The sequence below is a fragment of the Xanthomonas maliensis genome, assembly GCF_009192945.1.
Taxonomy (GTDB): domain Bacteria; phylum Pseudomonadota; class Gammaproteobacteria; order Xanthomonadales; family Xanthomonadaceae; genus Xanthomonas; species Xanthomonas maliensis.
The window spans coordinates 50,187-74,436 of the sequence record NZ_NSET01000016.1 but is presented as its reverse complement, the minus strand read 5'-3'; the positions used below and the strand labels follow the sequence as shown (position 1 = coordinate 74,436).

Here is a 24,250-nt window from a genome sequence, read left to right as displayed (position 1 = left end):
TTCGGGCACCTTCCCCCGCAGGCGGGGGAAGGCAAACACCATCTCTTCCCCGCAAGCGAGAAAGGCAAGACCATCCCTTCTCCCGCTCACGGGAGAAGGTGGCGCGCAGCGCCGGATGAGGGCCGGCGGTTTGATCTGCGTTCGCAAGCACGCCCATGTGCCGAGGTAGCGCCCCCATCCGCCCTTCGGGCACCTTCCCCCGCAGGCGGGGGAAGGCAAGACCATCTCGTCACCCGCAAGCGGGGAAGGCAAAAGAGCAAACGCTGCACCGGCCCGCGGTGCGCCCCTCGCTGCTGCCACTCTTCGCACGACGACGACGCGGCGCACACGATGCTCTGCGTCCCATCGCCCCCCGCGCCCGCCATGAAAGCGCTTAGCCACCTCTTCCGTGCCGGCCACTTCGTGATCCTGGCGTTCTTCGTGTTGTGCGCCGCCGGCCTGGTGGTGATGGCGGCACTGGAACTCTGGCACGGCTTCACCCCGGGCGGCGACATGGTGGTGCGCGACCGCTTCAACGTGGTGCTGGAGGCAGTCGGCCTGCTGACCGTCGCCCTGGTGACACTGGAACTGGGCCAGACCATCTTCGAGGAAGAGATCCTGCGCGACGTCAAGGTCAGCGGGCCCACGCGAGTGCGGCGCTATCTCTCGCGCTTCTTCGTGGTGATCGTGATTGCCTTGGCGATCGAGACCCTGGTGTCGATCTTCGAACTGATGCACGACGACCCAGGCAAGCTGCCGTATGCCGCCGCCGTGGGCGGCTGCGCTGCGCTGTTGCTGATCGCCTGGGGCGTGTTCGTCAAACTCAATCGCAGCGCCGAAGAGCTGGAACCGGAGGCGATGGAAGAAACCAAGCGCGAGGACCGCGAGGTCCAGGAATAAGCGCACGGCATTCGCATCGCCGCATCGGTGCGCTGCGAACCTGCAGCAACAGCGAGGCCCGTATCGCCGGCGTGCCGGTCAGTCGGCTCGATCGGCGCTGGCAGGTAACGGCGGCACCGATGTCGGCTTGCCGTCATCGCCCAGCGCGATCATCACGAAGTGGCCGCGCGTGCATAACGCGCGCGCCCCGCTGTGCAGGTCCTCGGCGATCAGCTCCACTTCCACCGTGATCGAACTGCGCCCCACCGACACCACACGTGCAATGGTTTCCACCATCTGGCCCTGGCGAATCGGCAGCTTGAAATCCACCTGATCCGAACGCGCGGTCACCACTGTGCGCCGGGCATAGCGTGAGGCGGCCAGGAATGCGGCCTTGTCCATCCATGCCAGCGCCTGTCCACCGAACAGCGTGCCGAGATGATTGGTGTGATTGGGAAACACGATCTCGGCCATGCGGGCTTCGGTCGGTGCAATCGGGGTGGGGCTGGTCATGGGGAGGGGCCGTCAAAGAAGGGAGTCAGCGTTGCAGCGTCGGCAGGAAGCGCACATCCATGTGGTAGCGCGCCGGACGCTGCGGATCGATGAAGACACGCAACCGTTGTCCTTCGACCAGGAACGGCTGTGGATCCATCCACAGATTGTCGCTGCGATACTCAGCAAGGGTGTTGTGGGTGCGATCGTGGCGCTGGGCAACGATGCGAAACGGATTGCGGCCGTTGACCTCCAGCGCGGGATTGAGCTCGACCGCGACGAAGGTCGCCTCCACCACCGTCCCGTGCTGGCGCAGCCAGGCGGTACGACGCGCATGCCACACGCGATAGCCCAGCAAGCCACCGCCGGTGCCGCCGAACGCCAGGCCCAGCAGCAACAGGATCCAGCGCGCCTGATCGTGCAGCAGCACGGCGCCGACCAACATCCCTAGACCCGCCAGCAGAAAGCTCCAGGCGACCAGGGTGACGGTCTTGTTCATCGCTGGGCGCCTGCGCGATCGCAACGGGCGGGCTGCAGGGTCACAGCCCGCGACGGACCGCTGCTTCGACCTGCGCCGGCGACTGAAAGCCGGCCAACCGCGCCACTTCGGCGCCGTCCTTGAACAGCGCCAGGGTCGGCGTCTGCCGCAAGCCCAGGCCGCGGAAGAAGTCCTCGCCGACCACTTCCAGCTTCACTTTCAGCAGCGCCACCCCTTCGGCAGCATCGCTGGCGGCGAACTTGCCCAACGACATGTCGAGCATCTTGCAGCCTGGGCAATTGTCTTTGTAGAAATCCACCAGCGCGCGCGGATGGGCCGACAGCGCGGCGGTGTAGTCGTCAGGCGACGTGACGGTGATGGTCTGCATCGGGATTCGTCTTGCATTGTGCGAGGACCGTATCGGTCCAGTGGGAGATCGCGAGCGCATCACGCTCGCCATGAGGCATCTGCTCGATGGTCAGACGCGGAAACGGGCTGGCGAAGAACGCCGCGATGCGGTGCACCGCGCCGCAGAAATACTCCTCGCCCCATTGCGTTTCGCCGGTGCCGAACACCGCCACCTGCGGTGGCTTGCCCAGCGTTTCCACCAGTTCGACGATGAAACGCTTCATCTCCGATGGTGTCCGCCCGCCATTGTCGGTCCAGCTGCCGAGCAGGAACAATTCGTACTGGCCCGGCGCATGCGGCACCTGCGCCAGGCGCTGCATGTCGGTCTCCAGCCAGGTAACCCGATGGCCAGCCTGTTCGCAGCGCAGTGCAACGGCCCGCGCCACATCACGGGTGTTGCCGCTCAACGAAGCCAGGGCCAGCAGGATGTTCATGAGGCGGGGATTGGGGACTCGGGGACTGGCAGCGTTCGGTGGTTGTGACCAATCCCGCATGCCCAGCCCCGCATCCCGGCCACTACAGATCGTCGAAGCCGTTATCGGAATTGGTCTTCTTGTACGACGCGTTGCGCATCTCGAAGAAGTCGGTCTTGGTCTCGGTGAAGTTGTCGGCGTAGGCCTTGATCCAGGGCATCACGTTCTCGGTGGTGTCCGAGTACAGCTTCTCGATGCCGAGCATGCCGGACATCTTGTTGGCGCGGTACTTCACGTAGCGGATCATTTCGTCGACGTCGATGCCGTCGATGCCGTCGAGCACCTCGCCGGTCCACTGCGTCTCCAGCTCGATCGCGTGCTCGAAGGCCTTGTGCACGTAGTCGGTCAGCTCGTTGGTCTGCAGCTCCGGGTTCTCGCCGACAATGGCGCGGATCACCTCGCTGATGAACTTGGTGTGCGCCAGTTCGTCGCGGTTGATGAAGCTGATGATCTTGCCGGTACCGGTCATGCGGTTCTGCCGGACCAGGTTGTAGAAATAGGCGAAGCCGGAATAGAAGTTGATGCCTTCCAGGATCGAGGACTGGATCAACGAGCGCAGCAGCGTCTCGGCGGTCTTCTCGCGCATGAAGTCGTCGTACGACGCCATGATCGGCGCATTGCGCTTGAGGATCGTCGGGTGGGTGCGGGCGATCTCGAACACGCGGTTCTGGTTCTGCAGGTCGGTGATCGAGGCCAGCACGTAGCTGTAGCTCTCGTTGTGGATCACTTCCTGCTGGCCGATGATCGCCGCATTGGCATGCGCGGCCGGGTCGGTGATGTACTCGGCGACGTTGTAGATGAAGCGCGTCTGCGGCGAGTCCAGCGTGGCCAACAGGCCGATGATCGAATCGTAGGCGTTCTTTTCGCGCGCCGACAGCTCGCCGTACTGGCGGGCGTCGATCTTCATGTCGACCTCGTCCGGGATCCAGAAGTTGGTCGAGAGTTCCTTGTAGGCGCGGTAGAACGACGGGTACGGAATGTCGTTCCAGTTGAGGATGCCCGAGGTCTGGCCGTTGATGATGCCGGTCGAACGGTTCGGGTTGCGCGGCTCAAGGATCTTGATGCGGTCGAGCGGTGTTGCGGACATGGTTTTTACTCGTGTTTCAGGCGTCGCGCGTACAAACAGAGACGACGGCGCAACAAATCAATCTGGAGGAAAGCCCCCTGAGTCAGGGGGGCGCGCCGAAGGCGCGGGGGTGTGGGAGCTGGTGAAGCAGGGTCCACGGTTCGCTTTGCGAACCGTGGAAGCGAAGCGCGAATGCGCTTCGCTACTGAATGCGCTTAGCTACTGCACCACTCGCACTCGCTGATGTCGATGTCGTTGGAACGCACGTAGTACGTGGTCTTCAGACCTTCGCGCCAGGCGGTCATGTGCAGATCCAGCAGGGTGCTGGCGCGAATGGTGCTCGGCACGTAGAAGTTGAAGCTGATCGCCTGGTCGACGTGGCGCTGGCGGCGGGCGTTCTGCCGCACCGACGCGAACTGGTCGACCTTGTAGGCGCCCTTCTCGTAGTACGGCCAGGTCTCCAGCGACAGACCGGGCGCGGCGACCGGACGGCGGTAATCCTTCTTTTCTTCGTAGTAGAAGGCGCTGTAGATCGGGTCGATCGAGGCGGTGGAGCCGGCGATCTGCGCGGTGCTCATGTTCGGGGCGACCGCCAGCATCCAGGCGTTGCGCACACCGTTGACCGACACCTGCGCCGACAGCTCCAGCCACTGCGGGCTGTTGTAGTCGCGCGCACGGAAGTACTCGCCGGTGTGCCAGTCGCTGCCGCGGAACACGCTATAGGTGCCCTTCTCCTTGGCCAACTCCATGCTCGCCTTGACGGTCAGGTAGTTGATGCGCTCGTACAGCTCGTCGCTATAGCTCTCGGCCTCGGACGAATTCCAGTGGATGGCCTTCTGCGCCAGCAGGTGATGCCAGCCGAAGGTACCCAGGCCGATCGCGCGGTACTTCTGGTTGGTGATCGTCGCCTGCGGCACCGGCAGCTCGTTGAGGTCGATGACGTTGTCGAGCATGCGCACCTGGATCGGGATCAGCCGCTCCAGCACGTCGGCGCCCAGCAGGTCGGCCTGCTCGGCCTGCACGGTGATCGCCCGGCCCAGGTTGATCGAGGACAGGTTGCAGACCACGAAATCGCCGGCCTTCTTGGTGGTGACGATCTGATTGCCGCTGATGATCTCCTGCATCATGCGCGTGGGGCTCATGTTCTGCAGGATCTCGGTGCACAGGTTGGACGAATAGACCATGCCCTCGTGCTTGTTCGGGTTCTTCCGGTTGACTTCGTCGCGGTAGAACATGAACGGATTGCCGGTCTCCAGCTGGCTGACCATGATCCGCTTGAAGATGTCGATCGCCTTGACGGTCTTGCGGCCGATGCGCTCGTCGGCCACCACTTCCTCGTACTTGCGGCGGAAGCTGGCATTGGCATCGCCCTTCTTCTCGTCGAAGAAGTCCTGCAGGTACCAGCCCTTGACCCGCTTCACTTCATGAGGATCGAACAGATACCAGTCGCCGCGACGCTCGACCGCTTCCATGAAGATGTCCGGGATGCACACCGAGGTGAACACGTCGTGCGCGCGCAGGCGCTGGTCGCCGTTGTTCAGACGCAGGTCCAGGAACGATTCGATATCGCGGTGCCAGATGTCCAGGTAGACCGCGATGGCGCCCTTGCGCTGGCCCAGCTGGTCCACCGACACGGCGGTGTTGTTGAGCTGCTTGATCCACGGCACCACGCCGCCGGACGAATTGCTCACGCCACGGATCGCCGAGCCGGACGAACGCACATAGCCCAGGTAGGCGCCGACGCCGCCGCCGTGCTTGGACACGCGCGCCACGTCGGTGTTGGAGTCGTAGATGCCCTGCAGGCTGTCGTCGACGGTATCGATGAAGCACGAGGACAACTGGCCGCCAACCTTGCCGGCGTTGGCCAGGGTCGGGGTGGCGACGGTCATGTACAGGTTGGACAGCGCCCAGTAGGCCTCGCCGACCAGCTGCATGCGGCGCTCGCGCGGCTTCTCGTCCTGCATCAGGTACAGCGCGATGGTCAGCCAGCGCTCCTGCGGCAGCTCGAACACGCCGCGCGAGCTATCGGTCGCCAGGTAACGGGTGGCCAGCAGGTAGAGGCCGTTGTAGGCGAACAAGGTGTCGCGCTCGGGCTCGATCATGCGGCCGGCTTCCTGCAGCTCGTCCTTGGAGTAGGAGCGCAGGATGTCGTTGGAATAGACGTTGCGGTCGGCCAGGCTCTCCTGCAGGCCGACAAAGGAGCCGTACTTCTGGCTGGCGTCGTAGAAGCGGTTGCGGCTGGCGCGCTTGTACAGGCGGCGCAGGTAGATGCGCGCGGCGAAGAATTCCCATTCCGGCGCGGTCAGGTCCACGCGCGCCTCGGCCTCGCGGATCAGCAGGTCGACCAGGTCGTCGGCGTTGACGCTGTCCTTGCGCTCGATGAAACCGAACACGCTGCGCTTGTAGTCGGCGATGTCCAGCTGCGGGAATTCGGCATGGATCGCGTCGATGGCGCGTTCCAGGCGGGCATGGTCGAACGGGATCCGGCGGTTGCCGGCCTCCTTGGTGATCCAGGTGGCGACGTTCTGCTCTTCGAGGGTCTGTGCGTGCATTGCGATGGCTTGGCGGGGCGGCGGCACGATGTCCGACGGATCGGCCGGATCCACGACGGTGGAAACGGGTGCGCTGACGGGGGCGGGAACGCTGGTGGGCGCGGGGATACCGGCGGCGGCCGCGGCGGCAAGGGTGTCGTTGGTGGTCATGCGTCCTCCATGCGTAGGCACACGGACCCGCTGGGGAGCGGGCTGCCGCCATGGGACCTGCGGTGGCGCTGGCGGGGCAGGACGCCCGACACGCAGACAAGGGCCTGCGGCGGCATCGACAACACCTACCGGTCCATCCGGAAATTCCACGGCCGCCATCACGCGGTGTGCTGTCGCGTGATGGTCGGTGGCGACACGCTGCCGTCGCCGGGCCAGCTGCGACCACGGCGGGAAGCCGGGGCGCGGACAGGTCAGGGAGACGGAGCCGCGGGTGAAGCGGCGTTTGCGCATCACCCCACGTCCATTGTGTGCCGCTTGGGGGCGGTCACCACCGAACCCCAAGATAGTGGGGTGCCCCCAGGGGGTCAACACCAAATGTGCTGGAATTGTCACAAGCCTTGCGGCACAAAGGCCTGCTCTGACGAGCGGTCGTGACGCGTCGGGGGAGGACAAATCCGACTGCGCAGGTCAAGTCAGGACGCCCCTGAACCGGCTGATCGTACTCACTTGGCGTCCACATCAGACGTGGTATCCGTCACGCATTTTTCCGCCATGCCGGAACCGCTGACGCGCCGGGCGAAGCGGCGGCGCCGGCCCGACCGACGGCTCAGATCTCGCTCGGGCCGAGCTGGTGGCGTTTGCGGTAGCGGATCGACGACCACACCGAGGCGGCGATGAAGGCCACCCCGATCAGGCCGGTCAGCACCTCCGGGACGTGGTAGACCGTGCCCACCAACATGATGATCGCCAGCACGCCGATGGCGTAATGGGCGCCATGCTCGAGGAACACGAACTCGTCCAGGGTCCCCTTGTGGACCAGGTAGACGGTCATCGAGCGCACGAACATCGCCCCGATCGCCAGGCCCAGCATGATGATCACCACGTCGCGGGTGATGGCGAAGGCGCCGATCACCCCGTCGAACGAGAACGAGGCGTCCAGCACCTCCAGGTACAGGAAGGCGGCAATGCCCGAGCGCTTGGCCGGGCCCAGCGCGCCGCCACCGGCGCCGTCCTCGGCGTCGTCCTCACCCGCCTCGAACAAGGCATCCACGCTGCCGACCAGCAGGTACAGCAGGATGCCGCCCAGGCCGGCGAACAGCACGCTCTGGAAGACCGCCTCGGGCAGGAAAAACTTGGTGCCCAGCAGCACGCCAATGGCCACGATCACCGACATCGCATCGGCCTTGCCCAGCTTGCCGACCAGCCGCTCCACCGGCCCCAGCCAGTGCAGCTTGCGCTCCTGGTCGAACAGGAAGTTCAGGAACACCAGCAGCAGGAACATGCCACCGAACGCCGCGATGGACGGGTAGTTGTCAGTCAGCACCTGGCTGTAGCGGTCCGGCTGCTGCAGCGCCATCTGCACCACCGGCACCAGGCCCATGCCGGTGGCCACCGACACGATCACGATCGGGAACACCAACCGCATGCCGAACACCGCGATCAGGATGCCCACGGTGAGGAACAATTTCTGCCAGAACGCATTCATGTGCTTGAGCACGCCGGCGTTGACCACCGCGTTGTCGAACGACAACGACACTTCCAGCACGCTCAGCACCAGGCACAGCCACACGGCCTGCCAGACCCCCATCGCCGAATTGTGCCCCCACCAAGCCGCCAGCCCCAGGCAGACCGCGGTGACCACGAACGACACTCTGAAATCGCGAAACATTGACACTCCCAGGGGAACCGCAACGGCAGCCGCTGCAGCCGTGGCCAGGCCACGCGACGCTGGCGTGCGATGGAGGATGCGGACCGCGGCGTGAGGCAGCTCAGGCCGGGCGTTGTGCCTCCATTATAGGGAGTGTCACCGCCATCAGGGTCGAATCGTCCGGGTCCGGGCGGACGTCGAAGCCCAGACTGCGACACATGGCCAGCATTGTGCGGTTCTCGCGCAGCACCTGGCCCTCGACCAGCTTCAGCCCCAACCAGCGCGCGTACTCGATCATGATGCGCATCAGCTGCCAGCCGATGCCATGCCCCTTCAGGTCCGAGCGGATCAGGATGCCGTACTCGCCGCGCGCGTAATCGGCGTCGGCATGCAGGCGCACGGCACCGAGCATGTCCCCGCCACGCGGGTCGATCGCCACCAGCGCGATCGAGCGCGCGTAGTCCAGCTGGGTCAGGCGGGCGATGAACTCGTGACTGAAATGCTTGACCGACTGGAAGAAGCGCAGCCGCAGGTCCTCGTCGGTGACGCGGGCGAAGAAGGCGCGGAACAGCGCATCGTCCTCCGGCCGCACCGGGCGCACGAAGGCGTGGGCACCGTCGCCCAGCGCGATGCGTCGCTCCCATTCCTTGGGATACGGGAAGATCGCAAAGCGCGGATGGCCGCGGCCCTTGTGCAACTTGCGCGAGGGCGCCACCACCACGCGCGCGTCCAGCGCAATGACGCCATCGCGATCGGCCAGCAGCGGATTGATGTCCAGTTCGGCGATTTCGGGAATGTCGGCCGCCAACTGCGCCAGCTTGACCAGCACCAGCGCCACCGCGCGCTCGTCGGCCGCCGGCACGTCGCGGTAGCCCTTGAGCAGGCGCGAGACGCGCGTGCGCCCGATCAGTTCGTGGGCCAGCCGCAGATCCAGCGGCGGCAGCGCCAGTTCGCGGTCGTTGATCACCTCCACCGCGGTGCCGCCGCGCCCGAACACGATCGCCGGGCCGAACACCGGATCGTCGGCGATGCCGGCGATCAGTTCGCGCGCCTTGGGCCGCAGCATGGTGGGCTGCACGATCACCCCGTCGATGACCGCCTGCGGATGGGCCGCGCGCGCGCGCGCCAGGATGCCGGCCGCCGCTTCACGCACCGCCGCCACGCTGGACAGGTTCAGCCGCACGCCATCGACCGCGGACTTGTGCACGATGTCGGCCGACGACACCTTCAAGGTGACCGTGCGCCCCTCGGCCAACACCGGATCGGCCAGCAGCGCCGCCTCGTTGGCGGTGGCGGCCACCTGCACCGGCACCACCGGAATGCCGTAGGCCGCCAGCAGCCGATTGGCCGCCGTCGGATCGAGGAAGCGTCGCCCGGAAGCCAGTGCATCGTCGACCACCGCACGCGCACTGGCGACATCGACGACGAAATCCTCCGGCAGGCTGGGCGGGGTTTCCATCAGCGCGGCCTGCGCCTCGCGATAGCGCACCAGATGGGTAAAGCCGCGCACCGCATCGGACTCGGTCGCATAGGTCGGCACGCGTGCGGCGTTGAGGGTGGCGATGGCGGCGTCGTCCTGGCCCAGCCAGACGGCGAACACCGGCTTGTCGCGCTGATAACGCCCGCGCTGGGTCAGTGCGCGCGTCAATGCGCTGGCCGCATCGGCCGAGGAGGTGAACGCGGTGGGCACGTTGACCACCAGCAGCGCATCGTTTTCCGGATCGTCGAGCAAGGCATCGATGGCCGCCGCATAGCGCTCGCCATCGGCGTCGACGACGATATCCACCGGATTGCAGCGCGACCAGCCCTGCGGCAGCGATTGATCCAGCCGTTCCAGCGTCTTGTCCGACAAGTCGGCCAGGCTGCCGCCGCGCAACACCAATTGATCCACCGCCAACCGCCCGACCCCGCCGCCGTTGCTGAGGATGGCCAGCCGTCGGCCGGGAAAACTGCCCAGCCGGCCCAGGGTTTCGGCGGCGGCGAACAATTCGTCCAGCGCACCCACCCGCAGCAGGCCGGCACGCGCGAACGCCGCACCGTAGACCGCATCGGAGCCGGCCAGCGCCTGCGCATGGGTCTCGGCATTGGGGTCGATGCGGAACTGACGCCCGGACTTGACCACCACCACCGGCTTGGCGCGCGCGGCCGCACGGGCGGCCGACATGAACTTGCGCGCATCGTCGATGCGCTCGACATACAGCAGGATCGCGCGGGTACGGTAATCGGTGGCGAAGTAATCCAGCAGATCGCCGAAATCCACGTCCAGCGTGTCGCCCAGCGACACCACGGCCGAAAACCCGACCGACCGCGCCACGCCCCACTCCACCAGCGCGGCGGCAATCGCGCTGGATTCGGAAATCAGCGCCAGATCGCCCGCTTGCGGGCAATGCGCGGCGATGCTGGCATTGAGCCGCGCATGCGGGGCGATCACGCCCAGGCAATGCGGGCCAAGGATGCGCATGCCGCGCGTGCGCGCGGCCGCCTCCACGCGTGCCGCCGGCGACCCCGGGCCGCTGCCCAGCCCGGCGGTGAGGATGATCGCCGCCGCCACCCCACGCCGCGCCGCCAGCGCGACGATGCGCGGCACGATACGGGCCGGGGCGGTGATCACCACCAGGTCCGGCACCCACGGCAGATCGGTCAGCCGCGCCACCGTGCGCACGCCGTCGATCTCGCGATAGCGCGGGCTGACCCAGCCGATCTGCCCGGCAAAGTTGGCCGCGCGCAGGTTGCGCACCACCGCCCGCCCGGCGGAGCGCTCGCGCGGGCTGCCGCCCACCACGGCCACGTTGGCGGGACGGAAGACCTGTTGCAGGTGATAGGTACTCATCGAGCGGGGGACGCGAATGCCATCGCCCTACGGTACACGCACCGGCGTGCGAAGGGATGTACGAGCATCCGTACTGGGCTATCTGTTGGCCGGCCACCACGTGCGGTCATCCTGCCACGGTCAGGCAAGCGCAGCGTGCCGATGCAGCGTGTCACCCACTCGCATCGCCACCGTGTCCACCTCGCCTGCTGGCGCCCGCTTGTCGCTAGCGCGCCTTGGCATCGGACGATGTCGAGGTCGCTGTGCGGCAACGCTCCGAGCCGTAGGCGACCGCATAGGACTCCTCGTAGCACGTACGCAGGCCATCGACGACATCCAGGTTCGGCGGCCAGCGCATGCTGATTTCCGGCCGTCCGCTCTCGGCCGGCCAGACGATGACGCCATCCTTCAACGGTGGCATGCCCTCGCCTGCTGGATACGGGACCGCGGCAAGCCGCGCGCGTGCAGCCTGCAGACCGGCACGGTCGCGTTTGAGGAACGCGATCGTCGCATCGACGTACGGATTCCAACCGGCAAGATCTTGCTCAGCGGGCTTGCGGGCCTGGTCGAACAGCGCGATCGCCTGCGCCGACTGCCCGGCCTGTGCACGCATCTGGCCCTCGTGCCACGTCACGATGCCGCCGGTGATCGCATGCGCCTGGCGATAGTCGCGCAGCAGCTCGGCCGCCGCCAGCGCACAGCCTGGGCGGTCGGCGACAACACGCCAGCCGCCCTGCATGTCCTGGTCGAAGGCGTTTTCGTCCAGCGCCAGCATCGCCGCATGGTCGTAGCTGCAGTCTGCCGTTTGGGGCGGTTCGGCCCTGCCGAGTTGCGGCACTGCGATGACCCACCACCCGATCCATCCCATGCGACACAGTGCGCTGCAACGCATCGCCCGCTCCTTGTCCGTCCGGTGAGCGGACGCTACAACAGCGTGCCGCTCAGGATCAACGCGGCGATGCTGAAATAGATCACCAGTCCGGTGACATCGACCAAGGTCGCCACGAACGGCGCCGACGCGCTGGCCGGATCGAAGCCCAGCCGCTGCAGCACGAACGGCAGCATCGAGCCAGACAGCGAACCGAAGGTGACGATGCCGATCAGTGCCGCGCCGATGGTCAGCGCCACCATCTGCCAATGCGGGCCGTAGTCGTACAGCCCGGCGGTCTGCCAGATGGCGATGCGCACGATCGCCAGCACGCCCAGGATCGATCCCAGCGTGATGCCGGTAGGCAGTTCCCGCAACGCGACCTTCCACCAGTCGCGCAGGCGCAGCTCGCGCAGGGCCAGCGAACGGATCAGCAACGAGGTGGCCTGCGAGCCGGAGTTGCCGCCGGAGCTCATGATCAACGGAATGAACAAGGTCAGCACCACCGCCTTGGACAGCTCGTCCTCGAAATGCTGCATGGCGCTGGCGGTCAGCATTTCGCCCAGGAACAGCACGCTCAGCCAGCCGGCGCGCTTCTTGATCATCTGGCCGAATCCGATCTGCATGTACGGCTTGTCCAGCGCCTCCATGCCGCCGAACTTGTGCACGTCCTCGGTCGACTCGGCGATCAAGGCATCGAGCACATCGTCGACAGTGACGATGCCCAGCACGTGGCCGCTGACGTCCACCACCGGGATCGCCAACAGGTCGTGGCGACGGATCAACCGGGCCACCTCTTCCTGGTCCAGCGCCGGGTCCACCGTCACCGGCGGGTTGACCTGGGCCACGTCCAGGATCGGCGCTTCCGGCGCACCGGTGATCAGCCGGCGCATGGTCACCACCTGCTGCAGCACGCGGGTGTGCGGGTCCAGCAGGTAGATGGCGTAGACCGTCTCGCGGCTGCGCTCGACCTCGCGGATATGCTGCAGGGTGCGGCCGACCGTCCAATCGGATGGCACGGCGACGAACTCGGTGGTCATCAACGCGCCGGCGGTGTTGGGCGGGTAGCGCATCAGCGCCTGGATCGACAGCCGCGCCTCGGCACTGAGCAACCACAGCAGCGGCTGGCGCTGATCGGCATCCAGGCCATGGAAGATGTCGGTAGCGCGGTCGTCGGCCATCTGCCCCAGCAGGGAGGCGGCCTGCTCGGCCGGCAGCAGCGCGATCAGCGCGCTGGCATCGCGCAGCTCGGGTTGTTCGAGCAGCTTGACCGAACGCGCCGGCGGCAGTGCCGACAGCATCTGCGCAGCAGTCTCGCGGTCGAGCGTATTGAGGTATTCCACCGCATCGGCCGTGTTGAGATCGGCTAGGTCGGCGAGCAGGGCATCGACGCCTTCGGCAAGGCGCAGGGTCTGGTTGTACATGGGGTTCGCCTGGTGACGACCGTCGTCGATGACAGCCGGCGAACCTGAAGCCTCAGGCGGTCGTCAGCTGGGTCATCGACCCGGGTCTAGAGTGACTGTCGCTGGACATGGGAAAGGCTCCGAAAGGTGCGGCCGCCGGGCTTGCCGACGGTGCGGGGCGCAGTCTGCGCGCCTGCAGAGCCCGGGTCAATCCCCAGCCCGCCAGGCCCAGCCAGCCGCCGGTCAGGCAGGGAGCCGGGCCGGAACCAACCAGACTCCGTGGGCTCCTCAGCGGATATCGAGGAGCAAGGCCAACATGCCGATGCACCGGCGTGCGATGAAAAAGCCCGGGCAATGCTCCCCGCTCCGAAAACCGCCTGGGTCATCGCCGGCAACGGGCTTGCCGGATGCGTTTAGGGATCGTATTTCCAGATGCAGAAAGTCGAAAAGGCACTGCATCGAGACAAGGTGCTTGGCTGCGCTAGCACCAAGGGAGACGGCAATGGGCGAACGCAGCGACGACGCAAAGACGCTGCCGGTCTCTCCAACCGTGCCCGCGCCCGATCGCGCCGGCGTGCACCGTGCCGCCGGCGCTGATGGCGTGATCCCTGATCCACCCGCGCAAGGTCGACTCCGCTTGCCTGCCCGGGATGGCGCGGGGTCACCGACATCGCAGCGGTCTGGCCGCGCGGTCATAATGCGGCGCTCAGCGGAGAGTTCGCATGCATAGCGGCGGTTTGGAATTGGCGCTGGTGCTGATGCTGGCGGCCATCGTGGCCGTGCCGGTGTTCAAGCGCTTCGGGCTGGGCGCGGTGCTGGCCTACCTGTTCGCCGGCGTGGTGCTCGGCCCGAGCGGCGTCGGCGTGGTACAGGATGCCGAGCGCATCGGCAACGCGGCCGAGATCGGCGTGGTGATGCTGTTGTTCGTGATCGGGCTGGAACTGTCGCCGGCACGGCTGACGGTGATGCGCCGCTCGGTGTTCGGCGCCGGCGCCAGCCAGGTGGTGCTGACGGCCGTGATCCTGGGCGCACTGCTGATGCTCGGCGAGGTCGGCTGGAAGAGCGCGCTGATCGTCGGCGTGGCGCTGGCGCTGTCTTCGACCGCCGTGGGCCTGCAACTGCTGGCAGAACGCAAGGCGCTGGGCAGCGATTACGGCCGGCTGGCGTTTGCGATCCTGCTGTTCCAGGACCTGATCGCCATCCCGCTGCTGGCCGCCATTCCTTTGTTGGGCGGCAGCAAGAACGCCACGCTGGAATGGCAGGATGTCGCCAAGGCGATGGCTGCGCTGACCATCGTCATCCTGTGCGGGCGCTTTGTATTGCGCCATCTGTTCAACGTGGTGGCGCGCACGCGCATGCCGGAGGTGTTCACCGCCAGCGCCCTGCTGGTGGTGCTGGGCACCGCCTGGATCATGCAGGAGGCCGGCCTCAGCGCCAGCCTGGGGGCGTTCCTGGCCGGCGTATTGCTGGCCGACTCGGAATTCCGCCACGAACTCGAATCGCAGATCGAACCCTTCGAAGGACTGCTGCTCGGGTTGTTCTTCATTTCGGTCGGCATGGGCATCGACCTGCACCGGGTCGCCGCCGAGCCGTGGCTGATCGCCGCTGGCGTGGCCATCCTGCTGCTGGTGAAGTTCTCGCTGTTGGTGGGCATCGGCGCCTTGGCGAAGTTACCGTTGCGCAGCTGCCTGATGCTGGGCAGCGTGCTGTGGCTGGGCGGCGAATTCGCCTTTGTGGTGTTCAACGAAGCCGACCGGGTCGGCCTGCTGAGTGCCGCCGACCACGATCGGCTGATCGCCATCGTCGGTGTGTCGATGGCCCTGACCCCGCTTGTGCTGCTAGGCATGCAGCGGCTCCTGGCCGGCACGCTGCGTGCCGCCAAGCCCGCCAACGAGCGCCCGTTCGATACCATCGATGCGCACACGCCCAAGGTGCTGGTGGCCGGCATGGGGCGCTTCGGTCAGGTGGTGGCGCGCCTGCTCACCGCCCGCCACGTGCCGTTCGTGGCGCTGGAGCACAACCCGGACACGGTGGAAGACCTGCGCCGGTTCGGCAACCAGCTGTATTACGGCGACCCCACTCGCCCGGAATTGCTGCGCGCCGCTGGTGCCGACCGCATCAAGGTCTTCGTCATCGCGCTCGACGACCCGGAGACCAATATCAAGGCGGTGCGCCTGATCCGCCGGCTCTACCCGCAGGCCGCCGTGTTGGCGCGCGCACGCAACCGCCAGCACGCCTGGAAACTGATGGATCTGGGCGCCGAGCCGTTTCGCGAGGTGTTCGCGTCCAGCCTGGAATTGAGCGAGCGCGTGCTGACCTCGCTGGGCTTGAGCCAAACCGCCGCCCGCGATCACGTCAAGCGCTTCCGCCAGCATGACGAGGACCTGCTGCGCCGCCAGCATCTGGTCTACGACGACGAGGCGAAGGTGATCCAGACCTCGCGCGATGCACGCGCGGATCTGATGAACCTGTTCGAGGCCGATATCAAAGCCGACGATGCCGCTGCGCCAGAGCAGGCACCGCCTAGCGTGTCGCAGGATCACTAAGCGCGCGGCGCGACGAGCGCGGATACATCAATGCAGCAGCGGGCTCGCTGCCACGACCGCCGGCCGCGCTGCTGACCGCGACCGACGCAGCGTGCGACAGGCAGTGACGACGCAATCGCATGCGGTTGCACGATCGGGCCGCGACGCTCCTTGCCGCGGGCAAACGCTTCGCTGCCGATGCGTCAGCTGCGTGGCTGACGCGCGGCCGACTTGCGCACCCGCTTGCCAGCAGCGGCGGTGCGTACTGCAGCGGTCTTCTTCGCAGTCGCCTTCTTCGCGCTTGCGGTCTTCTTCGCCGCACGCTTTTGGGTCGCTGTCTTCGCACTCGCACCGGCTGCCTTGGTCGCGGTCGACGTGGCACCGGTGCGGGTGTCGGGCGCGCGCCGCGGCGGCGGCTTGCGGCCAGGCGTCAATGCGCGCCAGGCATGACCGCCATTCATCGCCAACAGCGCGTCGGCAGCGGAGGGACCTGCGCTGCCGGCGGCATAGTTGGGGAAATCGCTGGGCGGCTGCTTCCACGCATCCAGGATCGGCTGCACGATGCGCCAGGCCGCTTCCACCATCGCCGCATCCTGAAACAGCCCGGCTTCACCATTCATGCAGTCCTGCAGCAGGCGTTCGTAGCCCACCGTGTATTCCTTCGGGAACCAGTCGCGGTAGCGGAAGTCCATCCGCACCGGCGCCAACGCGACCTGCGCGCCGGGTCGCTTGACGTCGAACTGCAGCGAGATGCCCTCGTCCGGCTGGATATGCAGCACCAGCCAGTCCGGCCCGTAGCCGCCGACTTCGGTACTGCGGAACGGCGCCAACGGCGCCGGCTTGAAGCGGATCGCGATCTCGGTGGTGCGCTCGCGCAAGCGCTTGCCGGTGCGTAGATAGAACGGCACGCCTGCCCAGCGCCAGGTATCGACCTGCAGCTTCATGGCCACGTAGGTTTCGGTATCGGAGTCTTCCGGGACCGTGTCCTCTTCCCGATAGCCCGGCACTGCGCTGCGATTGACAGCGCCGGACGCGTACTGACCACGGACCACGTCCTCGGGGGTGAGCGGACGTACCGCTTCGATCACCTCGGCGCGGCGGCGATGCATGGCTTCGGTGGTGAACGCCGCCGGCGGCTCCATCGCGATCATCGCCAGCAGCTGGAACAGGTGATTGGGCACCATATCGCGCAGGCAACCGGTGGGATCATAGAAACGTCCACGCCCTTCCACGCCGATGGTCTCGGCGGCGGTGATCTGCACGTGGTCGATGCGATCGCGGTTCCACACCGGCTCGAACAAGCCATTGGCGAAGCGGAACGCCAGAATGTTCTGCACGGTTTCCTTGCCAAGGAAATGATCGATGCGGAACACCTGATCTTCCTGCAACACGCGCGCCACGGTGGCATTGAGGTGACGTGCGCTCGGCAAGTCGTGGCCGAATGGCTTTTCGACGATCACTCGCCGCCAACCCTCGCCTTCGCGCTGTTTGACCAGTCCGGCTGCCCCCAGATTGAGCAGCGCCGGCTCGAAGAAGCGCGCAGCAGTCGCCAGGTAGAACAGCACATTGCCCTGGGTGCCGTACCGCCCATGCAGGCGCTCCAGCAAGCCGCCCAACTGCTGGTACGCCTTCAGATCGGTGAAGTCGCCGCGCAGGTAATGCATGCGCTCGCGCAGCCAGTCCCAGGTGGCCTCGTCGAAACCATCGGTCTGGAACTCGGCATCGCGGCTACGCAGCAACTCGGTCATCGAGCGGCCCAGCGAGGTACGCCAGGCGCGCTCGCTGATGTCGCCGTGATCCACGCCGACGATGGCGAACTGCTCGCCCAGCGCGCCGGAGCGGCGCAGGTTGTACAGCGCCGGCATCACCAACCGGCGGGTCAGGTCGCCGCGCGCGCCGAACACCACGATGATGCACGGCGGCGTGGTCACTTGCTCACTCATGGATGCGTCTCCTTCTCGCCCATGCGTCCATGCAGGCGCAATGCCGCATTGACCAGGGCCACATGGGAATACCCTTGCGGGAAGTTGCCGAGCATGCGCTTGCCGCGCGGGTCGTATTCTTCGGCCAGCAGGCCGACGTCGTTGCATAGGCCAAGCAGGCGTTCGAGCAGGCTGCGCGCCTCATCGGTACGCCCGAGCAGCGCGTAGTTCTCCACCAGCCAGAAACTGCAGGCCAGGAAGGTGCCTTCGCCAGCCGGCAGGCCGTCGGCCGCATCATCGGCGCGATAGCGTTCCACCAGCCCGTCGACAGTGAGCTCGCGGGCGATCGCATCGGCGGTGGCGGCGATCCGCGGATCCTCCGGCGGCAGGAAGCCGACGATGGGGATCAACAACAACGACGCGTCCAGCCGATCGGAGCCATAGCTCTGCACGAAATGACCGTCTGGATGCACGCCCTGCGCCAACACTTCGCTGCGGATCTGCTCGGCCACCCGGCCCCAGTGTGCACGCTTGTCGGCATCGGCATGGGTGATGCCGTCGCGGCTGCCGCAGTCGAACGCCAGCCAGGCCATCACCTTGGAATGCACAAAGTGGCGACGCTGATCGCGCACTTCCCAGATGCCTTCGTCGGGCTGTTGCCACAGGGTTTCGAGCATCTCCAGGAAATGCTCGAGCAGCGATGCCGAGGTGCCGTCGTCGCCAGAAGGCGGCGCCACGCCCTTCTCGCGCGCGTAGTGGAAGGCACCGATCAGCTCGCCATAGACGTCCAGCTGGAACTGGTCCACCGCGCCATTGCCGATGCGCACCGGGCGCGAGTTTTCATAGCCCGGCAGCCAGTCGGCTTCCCACTCCTGCAGGCGGCGCTCGCCGGCAATGCCATACAGTGCCTGCAATTGATCGGGCGAGCCGGCGACCGCACGCTGCACCCAGTCGCGGAAGGCCGCTGCCTCGTCGTGATAGCCGGCTTGCAGCAAGGCGATCAAGGTGAAGACCGAATCGCGCAGCCAGCAATAGCGGTAGTCCCAATTGCGGGTACCGCCCAGCCACTCCGGCAGCGAGGCGGTGGGTGCGGCGACGATGCCGCCAGTGGGCAGATAACTCAGCCCCTTGAGCACCACCAGCGAGCGCCGTACCTGCTGCGTCCATGGGCCGACATCGGTGCAGCGGCGCGCCCAGCCGTGCCAGAACGCGGTGGTGCGTTGCAGCGCCTGTTCCGGATCGATGGCCGGCGGTACTGGCTGATGCGAAACGCCATGGCTGAGCAGAAACCAGGTGCGCTCACCTTCCTGCAGCGTAAAGTCGGCCTCGGTCCCCAGGTCCTCGCCATGCAGCGCCTGCGGCGAGCGCAGAGCCAATTGGTCGGGGCCGGCAATGGCGCGGATGCCGCCGTCGATGCTGGTGACCCATGGCACGGTACGCCCGTAGTTGAAACGGAAGGTCAGCCGCATGTGCATCGGCACACTGCCTTTGACGCATTGCACGATGCGCACCAGGTGCTGGTGCACTTCGTCGTCGGTGTCATCGGTACTGGCGACCATGAAGTCGATCAGTTCGACGGCGCCGGTCTCGGTGATCAGCCGCGTGCGCAACACCAGGCTGTCGTCTTCGTAGGCGCGCTCACTGCGGAACGGTGTTGCCGGCGCCAGCGCCCAGCGCCCATGTTCGGCAGTGCCAAGCAGGGAAGCGAACACCGCATCGGAATCGAAACGCGGCAGGCACAGCCAGTCGATCGATCCACTCCGGTCCACCAGAGCCGCACTGCGGCAATTGCCGAGCATGGCGTAGTCTTCGATTCGCGAGGCCATCGTGGGCGCCGTGACGGAGGAACCGCCAGTGTGCCAGCGGCGATGTCTGCGCAGCGTAAGCGCGTCATGGCGGGCTGCCATTCAGGCGCGCGCAAGCGCCCGGCTGCGGCTACACTGCCGCTGCGCATGACTTCCGATCCCGCTGCCCCTGCCCTGCGCATCCTGGTCCTGGAGGACGATGCGCTGCTGCGCGACCGCATCCTGGTACCCGGCTTACGCCGCTTCGGTTTCGCTGTCGACGGCTGCGGCACCGGCGCAGAACTGCTGCAGCGACTGCAGCGCGACAGGGCCGACATCGTGGTGCTGGATGTGGGCTTGCCCGATACCGACGGTTTCACCCTCGCCGGCACGCTGCGCCGGCAGTGCGCGCAGCTGGGGATCGTCATGCTGACCAGTCTTGGGCAGACCGAGGACCGCATCCGCGGCTTGACCGGTGGTGCCGATGCCTATCTGTCCAAACCGGTGGAAATCGATCTGCTCGCCGCCACCCTGCACAGCCTGGCGCGCCGCGTCAGCGGTCGCGCGCCGATGGGACCGCCACGCGGACGCTGGCAGATGAGCGAGGACGGGTGGTGCCTGCTGTCGCCGTCTGGCGCTGCCGCGGCGCTGACAGGCAGCGAGCGCCGGCTGTGCCTGCGGCTGCTCGAACAGCCGGGGCTGTTGGTGGCGCGGGAGATGCTGATCGCGGCCCTCACCGATCGCGTCTACGATTTCGACGCGCACCGGCTGGATTCGATGGTGCATCGTCTGCGCAGCAAGGTGCAGCGCCGCTGCGGAACGCCGTTGCCGCTGACCTCCGTCCATGGCCAGGGCTACATCTTCGATCCATCCGCCTAGGGCGTGTCCGCCGCAGTGCGTCCGCCCGTCGCCGTGTCGGCGTGCGGCAGCACGATCCGGAAGCGGGTCCCTGCGCCGACGGCACTGCGCACCTGGATCTGGCCGCCGGCGCGCACGACCAGGTCGCGCACCACCGCCAGACCCAGGCCAGTGCCGCGATCGGCGGGCTTGGTGCTGTAAAACGGCTCGAACACCTGCGCGGCCACCTCGGCCGGCATGCCATCGCCGTCATCGGCGACCTCGATGACAGTGCCGCTTCCGTCGGCGGACACGACGATCTCGAACTGGCCGCGGTCGGCGATCGCATCGCGGCTATTGGACGCCAGGTTCAGCAGCATCAGTTCGAACTGGCTGCGCTCGAAACGGATCGGTGCTGGCGTCGCCGGCAGCACGCAGCGCAACACGATGCGCGCCTCCAGCAACTGCCGCAGCATCGGCTGCAGCGCTTCCACCGCGACCGCCGCGTCGAAACATTCGACGTGTTCGGCATCGCGTCGGCTGAAGCGCAGCAGCCGACGCACGATGGCCATGCCACGCTCGGCCGATTCCTCCACCGCCGCCAGACTGTCTTCCAACTGCGCGATGCGCTGCGCGGCATGGCCAAGTTCGTCATCGTGGCGCGTGGCCGCAAAGCCGGACATCACCGCCAGAATGTTGTTGAAGTCATGCGCCAGGCCGCTGGCCATGCGCTCGGTGATCTCGCGCTTCTGCGCATGAATCAGTTGCGTCTGTGCGCGCTCGCGCTCCTGCATTTCCCGCTGCAGGCGCTGGCCGCGCGCATTGGACTCGCGCAGGCTCTCACGCAGCGCTTCGGTGGTGCGATCCAGCAACAACGCCACCAGCAAATAGCTGAACAACACCGGCAGCACGTTGAAGAATGCCTGCCCCGGCGTGTGGGCAGACGCGCTCAAGGCGTCGTGACCGACACCGACGCCGAGCATCGCCAGCAGGGCGACGAAGCTGATCCAGAGCGCCCGCCGCCCCAGCACCAGCCCGGCCAGGATCAGCACCAGCATCTGTGCCAGTTGGTCCGGCAACTGCTTCTGGAAGCCATGGATCGCGGCATTGACCAGCAACGATCCGAGCATCGCCGCGAGCAGCAGCTGCACGCCACCGCGCAGCGCGCCTTTGCGCACGCGCACGAAGCCAATGGCCGCGCAGGCGCCGATCAGCAAGCTCATGGCCAACGAGATGATCATCCCCGGCGGCACCGGATGGCCGCGCAATTGCGGCCAGGCCAACACCAAGGCGAGCACGATCGTGGCCGGAATGGTCACCGCCAGGAACAGCAACAGCAGCTGGATGACACGCGCATTGCGTCGATCCACCTCGTCCGCCAACGGCGCCCGGCCCAGCCAATTCCAGAACGCATTCGCCATGCCGTCCCGCCCAGCTCCGTTCAGTGAGAATTCGATGATGATCGTGTGAGAACTTGCAGGTGACAAGCCGATGACGGCGCGCCTAAGTTCACATGACGGAACGCGACCGGGGACGACGGCGCGATTCCCTGATCCCCCCTGACCGAGACGGAGGCGCTGCGCGCCACCGGCGGCCGCGCTCGTCCTGTCGTTTCCCCAACCCCGAGATCGCCATGAACGCACGCATTCCCCTGCACCGCACCGGCCGTCATCCCGCTCTCCGCGCTGCTGCCACCGCCCGCTTGCCGCATGTCGTCAACGCGCTGACCCTGGCCTGCACACTGTGCGTGGCAACGACGGCGATGGCGCAGACACCTGCGCCGCCTGCATCCGCGCCCGCAGTCGCCAGCACTGCCAGCGATGCCGGCACGTCCGCGACCAGCAGCGATACCAGCCGATACTTCCAGGCCAGCGGCAGCGACAGCAGCGATGCCGGCGCCTATGCCGATGGCGAGGAAGCGCTGGCCGCCGGCGAAGCCGCCTCGGCGGTCGGCACGGGCGCCATCGCACTCGGCGCCGGTGCGGTCGGCTATGCCAACCATGCGCTGGCGGTGGGCCATAACAGTCTGGCCACCGAGATCTCGACCACTGCCGTCGGCGGTGTGCTCGACCTCGACTTCTCCTACCAGCCCAACGGCGTGGTGATCCTGCAGCAGACCTCGGCGTCCGGCGTCGCAGCGACGGCGCTCGGCGCCGGCGCGCAGGCCAGCGGCAAATACAACGTGGCCGCCGGCGCTGGAGCGATCGCCAGCGACCGCTCCAGCGTGGCCATCGGTGGCATCGTCGATGTGGGCGAGGAAATGAATCCCGGCTTCGGCATGGAAGGCGTGCAGTTGCAGGCCACCCAGGCCACCGGCCCGCTGTCCACGGCGGTGGGCGGCGGCGCGCTGGCCACCGCCTACAGCTCGACCGCGGTGGGCGCGCTGGCCGACGCCAGTGCGAACCGTACTGTCGCAGTGGGCACCACCGCAGTGGCCAACCAATACGCGGCCGTGGCGGTGGGCGCGCAGAGCCAGGCCACCGCCGAATGGGCCACTGCCTTCGGCAATGGCGCACGCGCCTGGGGCACCCACAGCGTGGCCATGGGCCCCAGCGCGTTTGCGCAGAGCGACGACGGCACGGCGGTCGGCCCGGCTGCGCTCGCCCTCGGCGTCGGCTCAACCGCGCTCGGCAACGGCTCCTGGGCCGGCGGTACCCGCAGCCTGGCCCTGGGCGGGGGAATGGTATGGAACGGCAATTTCTTTCTCGACACCCCGGTGCTGTTCTACGACAGCATCGCCATGGGCACTGGTGCCGATGTCTTCGGCGACCACTCGGTGGCGATCGGCCCAGGCGCGCGGGTGGGCAACTCGCAGTTCGTCAACAATCAGCAAACCATCACCAACAACAGCGTGGCGCTGGGCGCCGGTGCGGTCGCCGAACGCGACAACACCGTGTCCATCGGCGCGGCGGGCGCCGAGCGTCAGCTCACCAACCTGGCGGCCGGTACGCTGGACACCGATGCAGTCAACCTGGCGCAGCTGCGCGGCGTGGCTACCGCGTTCGGCGCCGGCAGCGTGGTCGATGCGAACGGCCAACTGATCGGCGGCAACTATCTGGTGCAAGGCGCGCATTACGGCGACCTGGGCGCAGCGATGGGCGCGCTCGATACCGCGCTGACCGGGTTCGGCAATCGTCTGGACAGCCTTGGTGGCGCGGGCGGCATCAGCGTCGGTGGTAGCGGAAGTGCCGCCACCGCGCCCAGTACCGGTGCCGGCACCAATGCGGTGGCCGTCGGCTCCGGCGCCACCGCCAACGGCGAGAACGGCCTGGCGTTGGGCGCGCAATCGCTGGCCTACGGCCCCAACGACACCGCCATCGGCGGTAACGCCACGGTCAAGGCCGACGGCAGCACCGCGGTCGGCGCCAATGCGCGCATCGCCGCGGTGGCGACCAATGCGGTGGCGATCGGCGAGAGCGCCAACGCCTCGGCTGCCTCCGCCACAGCACTTGGCCAGGGCGCCTCGGCCAGCGCCGCCAATGCGGTCGCGCTCGGCCAGGGCTCGGTGGCCGACCGCGCCAATACCGTGTCGGTAGGCAGCACCGGCAACGAACGCCAGATCGCCAACGTCGCCGCCGGCAGTGCCGCGACCGATGCGGCCAACGTGGCGCAACTGCGTGCCGGCGATAGCGCCACCCTGAGCAGCGCCAATGCCTATACCAACACCCGCATCAGTGCGCTGGACGACAGCTTCACTCAGCTGCGCAGCGACACCGAGCGCCGTTTGAACAACATGGACCGGCGCATGGATCGGCTCGGCGCGATGAGCGCGGCGATGCTCAACATGGCGGTCAACGCCGCCGGCACGCAAAGCCCACGCGGGCGAGTATCGCTCGGCGCCGGCTTCCAGGGCGACCAGCAGGCACTGTCGATCGGCTACGCCCGCAAGCTCGGCGCGCGCGCCTCGTTCAGTCTGGGCGGTGCCTTCAGCAGTGGCGAGTCCTCGGCCGGCATCGGCGTCGGCGTGGACCTGTGAC

17 protein-coding genes are annotated in these 24,250 nt (G+C 67.0%); 4 read left to right on the top strand and 13 right to left on the bottom strand.

Going from position 1 to position 24,250, the window contains the following annotated elements; genetic code table 11:
* Positions 1–363 precede the first annotated feature (363 nt).
* Entirely contained in the window at positions 364–879 is a 516-nt protein-coding gene (locus CKY51_RS04560; RefSeq protein WP_031339385.1) for a hypothetical protein, read from the top strand.
* Between the two features lie 78 nt (positions 880–957).
* Here CKY51_RS04560 and CKY51_RS04555 read toward each other — a convergent pair whose 3' ends face one another.
* The 10 genes from CKY51_RS04555 to mgtE form a co-directional block, all read right to left on the bottom strand.
* Complete coding sequence (locus CKY51_RS04555; protein WP_022971863.1) at positions 958–1,371, bottom strand: acyl-CoA thioesterase; 414 nt, start codon at positions 1,369–1,371, stop codon at positions 958–960.
* Between the two features lie 25 nt (positions 1,372–1,396).
* A complete protein-coding gene (locus CKY51_RS04550; RefSeq protein ID WP_152248944.1) occupies positions 1,397–1,849 on the bottom strand; it encodes a DUF3592 domain-containing protein in 453 nt (150 codons plus the stop codon).
* A 40-nt stretch (positions 1,850–1,889) separates the two neighbouring features.
* Positions 1,890–2,216, bottom strand: coding sequence for a thioredoxin family protein (locus tag CKY51_RS04545; RefSeq protein ID WP_022971865.1), 327 nt, complete (start codon positions 2,214–2,216; stop codon positions 1,890–1,892).
* Positions 2,188–2,670: a flavodoxin gene (locus tag CKY51_RS04540; RefSeq protein WP_022971866.1), complete on the bottom strand. Its 483-nt coding sequence runs from the start codon at positions 2,668–2,670 to the stop codon at positions 2,188–2,190. Before CKY51_RS04540 ends, CKY51_RS04545 begins: the two co-directional genes overlap by 29 nt.
* 82 nt (positions 2,671–2,752) lie before the next feature.
* Positions 2,753–3,796: a ribonucleotide-diphosphate reductase subunit beta gene (locus tag CKY51_RS04535; protein WP_152248943.1), complete on the bottom strand. Its 1,044-nt coding sequence runs from the start codon at positions 3,794–3,796 to the stop codon at positions 2,753–2,755.
* A 194-nt stretch (positions 3,797–3,990) separates the two neighbouring features.
* On the bottom strand, positions 3,991–6,477 hold the full coding sequence (locus CKY51_RS04530) for a ribonucleoside-diphosphate reductase subunit alpha (protein WP_152248942.1): 2,487 nt from the start codon (positions 6,475–6,477) through the stop codon (positions 3,991–3,993).
* Positions 6,478–7,084: 607 nt separating this feature from the next.
* Entirely contained in the window at positions 7,085–8,146 is a 1,062-nt protein-coding gene (locus tag CKY51_RS04525; protein ID WP_022971870.1) for a DUF475 domain-containing protein, read from the bottom strand.
* 100 nt (positions 8,147–8,246) lie between these two features.
* A complete protein-coding gene (locus CKY51_RS04520; RefSeq protein ID WP_022971871.1) occupies positions 8,247–10,955 on the bottom strand; it encodes a bifunctional acetate--CoA ligase family protein/GNAT family N-acetyltransferase in 2,709 nt (902 codons plus the stop codon).
* Between the two features lie 205 nt (positions 10,956–11,160).
* Positions 11,161–11,826 (bottom strand): hypothetical protein, encoded by a 666-nt coding sequence (locus CKY51_RS04515; protein WP_052172243.1) that lies wholly within the window; start codon positions 11,824–11,826, stop codon positions 11,161–11,163.
* A gap of 32 nt (positions 11,827–11,858) precedes the next feature.
* Entirely contained in the window at positions 11,859–13,226 is a 1,368-nt protein-coding gene (gene mgtE, locus CKY51_RS04510; RefSeq protein ID WP_022971873.1) for a magnesium transporter, read from the bottom strand.
* A 701-nt stretch (positions 13,227–13,927) separates the two neighbouring features.
* On the opposite strand from mgtE, the gene CKY51_RS04505 reads away from it, so the two are divergent.
* On the top strand, positions 13,928–15,751 hold the full coding sequence (locus CKY51_RS04505) for a monovalent cation:proton antiporter-2 (CPA2) family protein (RefSeq protein ID WP_022971874.1): 1,824 nt from the start codon (positions 13,928–13,930) through the stop codon (positions 15,749–15,751).
* A 182-nt stretch (positions 15,752–15,933) separates the two neighbouring features.
* Here the strand turns inward: CKY51_RS04505 and zwf are convergent, their stop codons facing one another.
* Both zwf and CKY51_RS04495 read right to left on the bottom strand, forming a co-directional pair.
* Positions 15,934–17,673, bottom strand: coding sequence for a glucose-6-phosphate dehydrogenase (zwf, locus tag CKY51_RS04500; RefSeq protein WP_170292291.1), 1,740 nt, complete (start codon positions 17,671–17,673; stop codon positions 15,934–15,936).
* Positions 17,670–19,478: a glycoside hydrolase family 15 protein gene (locus CKY51_RS04495; RefSeq protein ID WP_022971877.1), complete on the bottom strand. Its 1,809-nt coding sequence runs from the start codon at positions 19,476–19,478 to the stop codon at positions 17,670–17,672. The genes zwf and CKY51_RS04495 overlap by 4 nt, the downstream gene beginning before the upstream one ends.
* A gap of 126 nt (positions 19,479–19,604) precedes the next feature.
* On the opposite strand from CKY51_RS04495, the gene CKY51_RS04490 reads away from it, so the two are divergent.
* Positions 19,605–20,315: a response regulator transcription factor gene (locus CKY51_RS04490; protein ID WP_031339402.1), complete on the top strand. Its 711-nt coding sequence runs from the start codon at positions 19,605–19,607 to the stop codon at positions 20,313–20,315.
* Here the strand turns inward: CKY51_RS04490 and CKY51_RS04485 are convergent.
* Entirely contained in the window at positions 20,312–21,694 is a 1,383-nt protein-coding gene (locus CKY51_RS04485; protein WP_022971879.1) for a sensor histidine kinase, read from the bottom strand. The genes CKY51_RS04490 and CKY51_RS04485 overlap by 4 nt on opposite strands.
* Positions 21,695–21,906: 212 nt before the next feature.
* Between CKY51_RS04485 and CKY51_RS04480 the strand changes: the two genes are divergently transcribed.
* Complete coding sequence (locus CKY51_RS04480; protein ID WP_022971880.1) at positions 21,907–24,249, top strand: YadA-like family protein; 2,343 nt, start codon at positions 21,907–21,909, stop codon at positions 24,247–24,249.
* The last annotated feature ends 1 nt before the right edge of the window (position 24,250 follow it).